We start from the raw sequence: 8108 nt of genomic DNA, 5'->3' as shown, positions 1-8108 counted from the left end.
CCGCGCCGCAGGGCCAGGAGGTCGGCGCGGGCGCCCCGGCCACCGTCGCCGTCGACGTCACCGCCGGCAAGGCCGATGTCACGGACGCCGTGGTCTCCCTGGACGTCCCCAAGGGCTGGCAGGCCACTTTGGCCAAGGCCGTGCAGCGGATCCCGGCGGGCACCACCCGGCGGGTCGAGGTGTCGGTCACCCCGGCGAAGGACGCCGCGGCGGGGGAGGCACGGATCACCGCGCTCGCCCGCTACCGGTCGGCGGGCGAATCCCGTACGGCGGTCCAGCGGATCGCCGCCGCGGTGATGCCGCCGCCGCCCACCGGTGAGGTGTGGGCGAGCGATCTGGAGTGGCTGAGTTCGGTCAACGGCTACGGTCCGGCGGAGCGCGACCGCAGCAACGGCGAATCGGGCGCGGCCGACGGCGGCCCGCTCACACTGGCCGGGAAGGTGTACGAGAAGGGGATCGGCACCCATGCCGACTCCGACATCGAGGTCTATCTCGGCGGACAGTGCTCGAAGTTCACCGCGGACGCGGGGATCGACGACGAGATCGCCGGATACGGCGAGGTGGCGTTCTCCGTCGAGGCCGACGGCAAGGTGCTCTGGACCTCGCCGAAGGTGACCGGGGCGTCGGCGACCGTACCGGTCGACGTGCCGCTCGACGACGCGCGCCATGTGCGTCTGAAGGTCACGGACACCAATGGGTCCAAGACCGGCGACCACGGCGACTGGGGCGCCGCGCGCTTCACCTGCTCCTGAATGTCCGCAGTGAAGCGAGGGAGCCGGGCGGGTGTCCACCCGCCCGGCTCCCGGCTGCCCGGATCAGTCCTCCGACGAATTCTCCGGCGAGTCCTCCGGCGGATCCTGCGAGGCGTCTCCCGGGGCACTTCCCGAGGAGGCGTCCTCCGGCCGTTCGCCCGGCGGCTGCTGCGGGTCGCCGGCGTCGCTGCGGTCCTCCCCGCCGTCGGCCGACGCCGGGCCCGTCGCGGGACCGGTCGGGGACCCGCTTCCGGACCCGCTCACCGGCCCCGGTCCGGTCTCCGGCCGGGCCGGCTTCGGCGGCCTGGTCCGGCCGGTCGACGTGTCCCGCAGATACGAGCCGTCGCCGCTCTCCGTCGCGTGTCCGCCCGGTCCGGAACCCGGACCGGGGTCCCGGCGCCGCAGATAGCGCTCGAACTCCCGGGCGATGGCCTCGCCGCTCGCCTCGGGAAGCTCCGCGGTGTCCCGGGCCTCCTCCAGCGTCTGAACGTACTCCGCCACCTCGCTGTCCTCGGCGGCCAGTTGGTCGACCCCGAGCTGCCAGGCGCGCGCGTCCTCGGCCAGTTCACCCAGCGGGATGCGCAGCCCGATGAGATCCTCCAGGCGGTTCAGCAGCGCCAGGGTGGCCTTCGGGTTGGGCGGCTGCGACACGTAGTGCGGCACCGCCGCCCACAGGCTCACGGCGGGCACACCCGCGTGGGTGCACGCCTCCTGGAGGATGCCGACGATGCCGGTCGGCCCCTCGTACCTGGTCTCCTCCAGGTCCATGGTGCGCGCCAGGTCCGGATCGGACGTGACGCCGCTGACCGGTACCGGACGGGTGTGCGGGGTGTCGCCGAGCAGCGCACCGAGCACCACCACCATCTCGACGCCCAGCTCATGGGCGAAGCCCAGGATCTCGTTGCAGAACGAGCGCCAGCGCATCGACGGCTCGATGCCCCGGACCAGGACGAGATCACGGGGCTTGTCCCCGCCGATGCGGACCACGGAGAGCCGGGTCGTCGGCCAGGTGATCTTGCGCACCCCGCCGTCCAGCCACACCGTCGGGCGGTTTACCTGGAAGTCGTAGTAGTCCTCGGCGTCCAGCGCCGCGAACACCTCGCCCTTCCACTCCCGGTCCAGGTGCGCGACCGCTGTGGAAGCGGCGTCACCTGCGTCGTTCCACCCCTCGAACGCGGCCACCATGACCGGGTCGATCAGCTCGGGAACCCCCTCGAGCTCGATCACCCAGGCCTCCTTCCGAAGTTCCCTTGCGTACGGAACAACCTTACGGCTTCCGGCCACCCGCGCCGCAGCCCCTGTGCGCGGCCGGGTGAACCCGGGCCACTGGGGTGCATCACCGGCCGAATCAGGGCATCAAGCCCGCCATACATCCGAGCTGTGTGGGGGCAATTTCGCCTCAACCCTGGACGTTGGAGCCCTGGGGGCGCTATACATCGGATGACCAGAGCAGAGGTCCGATGTTATTTCCCCTGGGGGCGCACATGAGTCAGACCGTCACGGATTTCGAGGTTCACGACATCCGTTTTCCGACCTCGGAACAACTGGACGGCTCGGACGCCATGAACCCCGATCCCGACTACTCGGCTGCCTATGTCGTACTGCGTACCGACGCCGCGGACAGTGCTGGTGACGGTGTCGAGGGACATGGCTTCTGTTTCACCATCGGGCGCGGCAACGAGGTGATGGCAGCCGCCATCCAGGCGTTGGCCCCCTATGTGGTCGGGCGTCCCGTGCCCCGCACCGCGGCCGACCTCGGCGCGCTGTACCGGGACCTCACCCACGACTCCCAACTGCGCTGGCTGGGGCCCGAGAAGGGCGTGATGCACATGGCGGCCGGCGCGGTCGTCAACGCCGCCTGGGACCTGGCGGCGAAGCGGGCCGGCAGACCCGTCTGGCAGTTCCTGGCCGAGATGACGCCCGAGGAGCTCGTCTCCCTCGTCGACTTCCGCTACCTCAGCGACGCACTCACCCCCGAGGAGGCGCTCGCGATCCTGCGCGCCGCCGAACCGGGCCGGGCCGAGCGGGCCGAGCGGCTGCGTGCCGAGGGGTACCCCGCCTACACCACCTCGCCCGGCTGGCTCGGTTACTCCGACGACAAGCTGGTCAGGCTGGCGAAGGAGGCCGTCGCCGACGGCTTCACCCAGATCAAGCTGAAGGTCGGCGGCGACCTAGACGACGACGTCCGCAGGCTCGGGCTCGCCCGTGAGGCCGTCGGCGCCGACGTACGGATCGCGGTCGACGCCAACCAGCGCTGGGACGTCGCCGATGCGGTGGAGTGGATGACCGCGCTCGCGCCGTACGACCCGCACTGGATCGAGGAGCCGACCAGCCCCGACGACATCCTCGGCCACGCCGCCGTGCGCGCCGGACAGCCGGTCAAGGTCGCCACCGGCGAACACGTCGCCAACCGGGTCGTGTTCAAGCAGCTGCTCCAGGCCGGTGCGGTCGACTTCGTCCAGATCGACGCCGCGCGGGTCGCGGGTGTCAACGAGAACCTGGCGATCCTGCTGCTCGCCGCCAAGTACGGCGTTCCGGTCTGCCCGCACGCGGGCGGCGTCGGCCTGTGCGAGCTGGTGCAGCACCTCTCGATGTTCGACTATGTGGCGGTCTCCGGCACCTGGGAGGACCGAGTGATCGAATACGTCGATCATCTGCACGAGCACTTCGCCGACCCCACCGTGATCGACTCGGGCCGCTACCGGGCGCCCGCGTCCCCGGGCTTCTCCGCCCGGATGCTCCCCGGGTCGATCGCCGCACACCGCTATCCGGAGGGCCCCGTATGGCAGGCCCGCCGCACCACTGAGGAGGACAGCCGATGACCGGCACACGCGACTTCGAGGGGATGAACGCTCTGGTGACGGGCGGTGCCTCCGGTATCGGGGCCGCCGTCGCGACCATGCTCCTGGAGCGCGGGGCCCGCGTAGCGGTCCTGGACCGGGAGACCGCGGGCGCCCCCGAGGGCACCCTCGCCGTCAAGGCGGACGTCACCGACGACGCGGCCGTGCGCGAGGCGGTCGACCGGGCGGCGGCCGAACTGGGCTCCCTGCACACGCTCGTGTCGAACGCGGGCATCGGCTCCATCGGCTCCGTCGAGGACAACGACGACGACGAGTGGACCCGGGTCCTGGACATCAACGTCCTCGGCATGGTCCGCACCGCCCGGCACGCCCTGCCGCACCTGCGGCGCGCCGCCGCCGAGCGCCCCGGCGCCGTCTCGATCACCCAGACCTGTTCGATCGCGGCGACCGCCGGGCTGCCGCAGCGCGCCCTGTACAGCGCGAGCAAGGGCGCGGTCCTCTCGCTGACCCTCGCGATGGCCGCCGACCACGTCCGCGAGGGCGTCCGGGTCAACTGCGTCAACCCCGGCACCGCGGACACCCCGTGGATCGGCCGGCTGCTCGGCCAGGCCGGCGACCCGGCCGCCGAACGCGCGGCGCTCAACGCCCGGCAGCCGCTGGGCCGGCTGGTCTCCGCCGACGAGGTGGCCGCCGCGATCCTCTACCTCGCCAGCCCCGCCGCGGCCTCCGTGACGGGTACCGCACTGGCCGTCGACGGTGGAATGCAGGGCCTGCGCCTGCGCCCCGCCGACAGCTGACCGGAGGGTGGGCGGCCCGAGCCGGATCAGGGGGCCGTACACCTCGCGCCACCTGCACCACGCACCCCAGCAATGCCATCTGATCTCCGAGCCGGTACTCCACAAAGGAACGGGACACCAATGAGAGTGCGTACGACGAGTGCGGCGGCCTGCGCCGTACTGCTGGCCGTCACTGCCCTCGCGGGCTGCAACCGCGAATCATCGGACGACGGTGCGGGTGGCGGGAAGGTCGGTATCGACCTGCCGCGCAGCGACAGCGACTTCTGGAACTCGTACCAGAACTACATCCAGAAGGGGGTCAAGGGCGGCGAGGTCAAGGCGCTGCCGCTGACCAACTCGCAGAACGACATCGGCAAGCTGGTCGCCAACGTCCAGACCTTCACCGACCAGGGCGCGAAGGCCGTGGTGATGGCTCCGCAGGACACGGGCGCCATCGCCGAGTCGCTCAGCACCCTGAACGAGAAGAAGATCCCGGTCATCAGCGTCGACACCCGCCCCGACAAGGGCGACATCTACATGGTGGTGCGGGCCGACAACAAGGCGTACGGGACCAACGCCTGCAAGTACCTCGGCCAGCAGCTGAAGGGCAAGGGCAAGGTCGTCGAGTTCCAGGGCGACCTGTCCTCGATCAACGGCCGCGACCGCTCCGAGGCCTTCAAGACCTGTATGGACAAGGACTTCCCGGACATCAAGGTGTTCGAGCTCGCCACCGACTGGAAGGGCGACGTCGCCTCCGCGAAGCTGCAGTCGACGCTGGCCGCCCACCCCGACATCAACGGCATCTACATGCAGGCCGGCGGTGTCTTCCTGCAGCCGACCCTCGCGCTCCTGGAGCAGAAGAAGCTGCTGAAGCCGGCCGGTTCGCCGGGCCACATCACCATCATCTCCAACGACGGCATCCCGGAGGAGTTCGACGCCATCAAGGCCGGGAAGATCGACGCGACGATCTCCCAGCCCGCCGACCTGTACGCGAAGTACGCGCTGTACTACGCCAAGGCGGCTCTGGACGGGAAGACCTTCAAGGAGGGTCCGACCGACCACGACTCCAACATCATCAAGATCCCGAACGGCCTGGAGGACCAGCTCCCCGCGCCGCTGGTGACCAAGGACAACGTCGACGACCCGAAGCTGTGGGCCAACCAGCTGGAGAAGAAGAGCTAGCCATGGACCAGGCACCACCACCTGCCGTACAGGCGGAAGGCGTTGTCAAACGCTTCGGACCGACCGTCGCGCTCGACGGGGTGAAGCTCACCGTGCAGCCCGGTGAGTCGCACGCCCTCGTCGGCCGCAACGGCGCGGGCAAGTCGACCCTGGTCAGCGTGTTGACCGGACTCCACAAGGCGGAGGCGGGCACGGTCACCTTCGGCGGGGAGCCCGCGCCCGCCTTCGGGGACACCGCGGCCTGGCAGTCGAAGGTCGCCTGCGTCTACCAGAAGTCCATGGTCGTCCCCGACCTGACCGTCGCGGAGAACCTCTTCCTCAACCGGTTCGACGACAACGCCCGCTGGATCAGCTGGGGGCGGCTGCGCAAGCGCGCGGAGCAGCTCCTCGCCGACTACGGAGTCCAGGTCGACCCGAACACCCGGGCGCGCGATCTCGCCGTCGAGCAGCGGCAGTTCGTCGAGATCGCCCGCGCGCTGTCCTTCGGCGCGCGGCTGATCATCCTCGACGAGCCGACCGCCCAGCTCGACGCCCGGGGCATCGGGCGGCTCTTCGACAAGCTCCGGGAACTGCAGAGCCAGGGAGTGGCGTTCCTCTTCATCTCCCACCATCTGCAGGAGGTGTACGAGCTCTGCACGGCGGTCACCGTCTACCGCGACGCCCGCCACGTCCTGACCGCCCCCGTGGCGGACGTGGCGAAGACGGATCTGGTGGCGGCGATGACGGGCGAGAAGTCCGGCGGCGCCGTCGCCTGGCACGCGGCCGGTACCACCACACCGCCCGACGCGTCGGCGGAGCCCGTCCTGCGCACCGAGGGGCTCACCGTGGAGGGCCGGTTCGAACCGCTGGACCTCCAGGTGCGCCCCGGCGAGGTGCTCGGCCTGGCCGGCTCGGCGGCCAGCGGCAACACCGCGCTGGGCGAGGTCCTGGCGGGTATGCGCAAGGCGGGCGGCGGCACGGTCCGGGTGCACGGCGAGGCCGTGCGCTCGGGCAGCGTGCCGCACGCGCTGGCCGCCGGGATCGGCTACATCCCCGAGGACCGGCACGACCAGGGCCTCGTCCTGCAGCGCAGCGTCGCGGAGAACGCCACCCTCACGGTCACCGACCAGCTCGGCCCGTGGGGGACCGTACTGCCCTCCCGTACGCGGGAGTTCGCCCGGGGCATGATCGACTCGCTGGACATCAAGACCCAGGGCCCCGAGCAGCCCGTCTCCGGGCTCTCCGGCGGCAACCAGCAGAAGGTGGTGGTCGCCCGCGCGCTGGCCCGCAAGCCCAGCGTGCTGGTGGCGGTCCGGCCCACCGCGGGTGTGGACGTCAAGTCCAAGGACTCGCTCCTCGGAGTCGTCCGGCGGGTCGCCGACGAGGGCAATGCCGCGGTCGTCGTCTCGGACGAGCTGGACGATCTGCGGGTCTGCGACCGGGTGCTCGCCCTGTTCCACGGGCGAGTGGTCGCCACGTTCGCAAGCGGGTGGACCGACGGGGAACTCGTCGCCGCCATGGAAGGTGTGGGGGAAAGGGAATGACCGGCACGATACGGCCGTCCACGGCCGACGACGTCAACGGGGGACCGAAGGGCGGTCTCGGCGACAGCCCGCTGAGCCGGCTCAAGCTGATCCGGTGGAGCGACTTCTCGCTGGTGCCGGTGATCCTGGTGCTGATGGTGATCGGCTTCATCGTCTCGCCGGTCTTCCTCACCTCGGACAACCTGATCAGCGTCGTCCAGCAGTCCTCCGAGCTCAGCCTGCTGGTCCTGGGCCAGGCACTGATCCTGATCTGCGGGCGGATGGACCTGTCGCTGGAGTCGACGATCGGCATCGCGCCCGTCGTCGCCATGTGGCTGGTGCTGCCCGGCGACGACGGCCGCTTCGCCGGCCTGGGCGTGCTCCCCACCTGGATGGCGATTCCGCTCTGCCTGCTGGTCGGCCTCGTCATCGGCGCGATCAACGGCTTCCTGATGCTGAAGCTGCGGGTCAACGGCTTCATCGCCACGCTCGGCATGCTGACCATGCTGCGCGGACTCCACATCGGCATCACCGAGGGCAAGTCCATCACCGACGTCCCGGAGTCCTTCCGCTACCTGGGCAAGAGCCAGTGGTTCGGTGTTCCGGCCGCGGTCTGGATCTGCCTGGTGCTCTTCGCGATCGGCGGCGCGGCGCTGGCCTGGCTGCGGCACGGACGCTCGCTGTACGCGATCGGCGGCAACCCGGAAGCGGCGCGCGCCGCGGGTATCCGGGTCGACCGGGTCACCTGGATCGTGCTCGCCATCGGCGGTCTGCTGGCTGCCTTCGCGGGCATCCTCTACACCGGCCACTACGGCGCGGTCGCCGCGACGCAGGGCAACGGCTGGATCTTCCAGGTGTTCGCCGCGGCGGTGATCGGCGGTATCAGCCTCAAGGGCGGGCGCGGCACCCTGTTCGGTGCGCTGACCGGCGTCCTGACGCTTCAGCTGGTGGTCAACGTGATGACCCTCGGCGGCGTCCCGGCCCTCTGGAACCAGTTCCTCAACGGCGCGATCATCATCGTGGCGCTGGTCATCTCCCGCTTCGCGAGCGGCGAGAAGCAGGACTGAGCCGCTGAGCGGTACACCCTCAGGAAAC

General features: G+C 70.6%; 7 protein-coding genes. 6 read left to right on the top strand and 1 reads right to left on the bottom strand.

Annotated features, from left to right (window positions below; all coding sequences use genetic code 11):
- Positions 1-752: NPCBM/NEW2 domain-containing protein (locus tag J1C73_RS04035; protein WP_207315109.1), on the top strand; the 752-nt coding region annotated here is incomplete at its 5' end.
- Positions 753-815: 63 nt separating this feature from the next.
- Here J1C73_RS04035 and J1C73_RS04030 read toward each other — a convergent pair.
- Entirely contained in the window at positions 816-1979 is a 1164-nt protein-coding gene (locus J1C73_RS04030; RefSeq protein ID WP_207315108.1) for a PAC2 family protein, read from the bottom strand.
- A gap of 257 nt (positions 1980-2236) precedes the next feature.
- Between J1C73_RS04030 and J1C73_RS04025 the strand changes: the two genes are divergently transcribed.
- The 5 genes from J1C73_RS04025 to J1C73_RS04005 all read left to right on the top strand — a co-directional run bounded on the left by J1C73_RS04025 (position 2237) and on the right by J1C73_RS04005 (position 8080).
- Complete coding sequence (locus tag J1C73_RS04025) at positions 2237-3574, top strand: L-fuconate dehydratase (protein ID WP_123468717.1); 1338 nt, start codon at positions 2237-2239, stop codon at positions 3572-3574.
- On the top strand, positions 3571-4350 hold the full coding sequence (locus J1C73_RS04020; protein ID WP_123468715.1) for an SDR family NAD(P)-dependent oxidoreductase: 780 nt from the start codon (positions 3571-3573) through the stop codon (positions 4348-4350). Before J1C73_RS04025 ends, J1C73_RS04020 begins: the two co-directional genes overlap by 4 nt.
- Before the next feature lie 120 nt (positions 4351-4470).
- The gene (locus J1C73_RS04015) at positions 4471-5511 is read left to right on the top strand and encodes a sugar ABC transporter substrate-binding protein (RefSeq protein WP_207315107.1); all 1041 of its coding nucleotides are present in this window, start codon (positions 4471-4473) and stop codon (positions 5509-5511) included.
- Positions 5512-5513: 2 nt separating this feature from the next.
- Positions 5514-7034, top strand: a complete 1521-nt coding sequence (locus J1C73_RS04010; RefSeq protein ID WP_207315106.1) for a sugar ABC transporter ATP-binding protein — start codon at positions 5514-5516, stop codon at positions 7032-7034.
- Positions 7031-8080, top strand: coding sequence for an ABC transporter permease (locus tag J1C73_RS04005; RefSeq protein ID WP_207315105.1), 1050 nt, complete (start codon positions 7031-7033; stop codon positions 8078-8080). The genes J1C73_RS04010 and J1C73_RS04005 overlap by 4 nt, the downstream gene beginning before the upstream one ends.
- Positions 8081-8108 lie beyond the last annotated feature (28 nt).

Origin of the sequence: Streptomyces laculatispora (assembly GCF_017353455.1) — a bacterium.
Taxonomy (GTDB): domain Bacteria; phylum Actinomycetota; class Actinomycetes; order Streptomycetales; family Streptomycetaceae; genus Streptomyces; species Streptomyces laculatispora.
The sequence above is the reverse complement of the archived record's forward strand: the minus strand, read 5'-3'. Positions and strand labels throughout refer to the sequence as shown.

Excerpts from the sequence above, each read along its gene's own strand:
- J1C73_RS04005 (WP_207315105.1), top strand. The coding sequence starts at position 7,031 with ATGACCGGCACGATACGGCCGTCCACGGCCGACGACGTCAACGGGGGA.
- J1C73_RS04020 (WP_123468715.1), top strand. The coding sequence starts at position 3,571 with ATGACCGGCACACGCGACTTCGAGGGGATGAACGCTCTGGTGACGGGC.
- J1C73_RS04015 (WP_207315107.1), top strand. The coding sequence starts at position 4,471 with ATGAGAGTGCGTACGACGAGTGCGGCGGCCTGCGCCGTACTGCTGGCC.
- J1C73_RS04010 (WP_207315106.1), top strand. The coding sequence starts at position 5,514 with ATGGACCAGGCACCACCACCTGCCGTACAGGCGGAAGGCGTTGTCAAA.
- J1C73_RS04025 (WP_123468717.1), top strand. The coding sequence starts at position 2,237 with ATGAGTCAGACCGTCACGGATTTCGAGGTTCACGACATCCGTTTTCCG.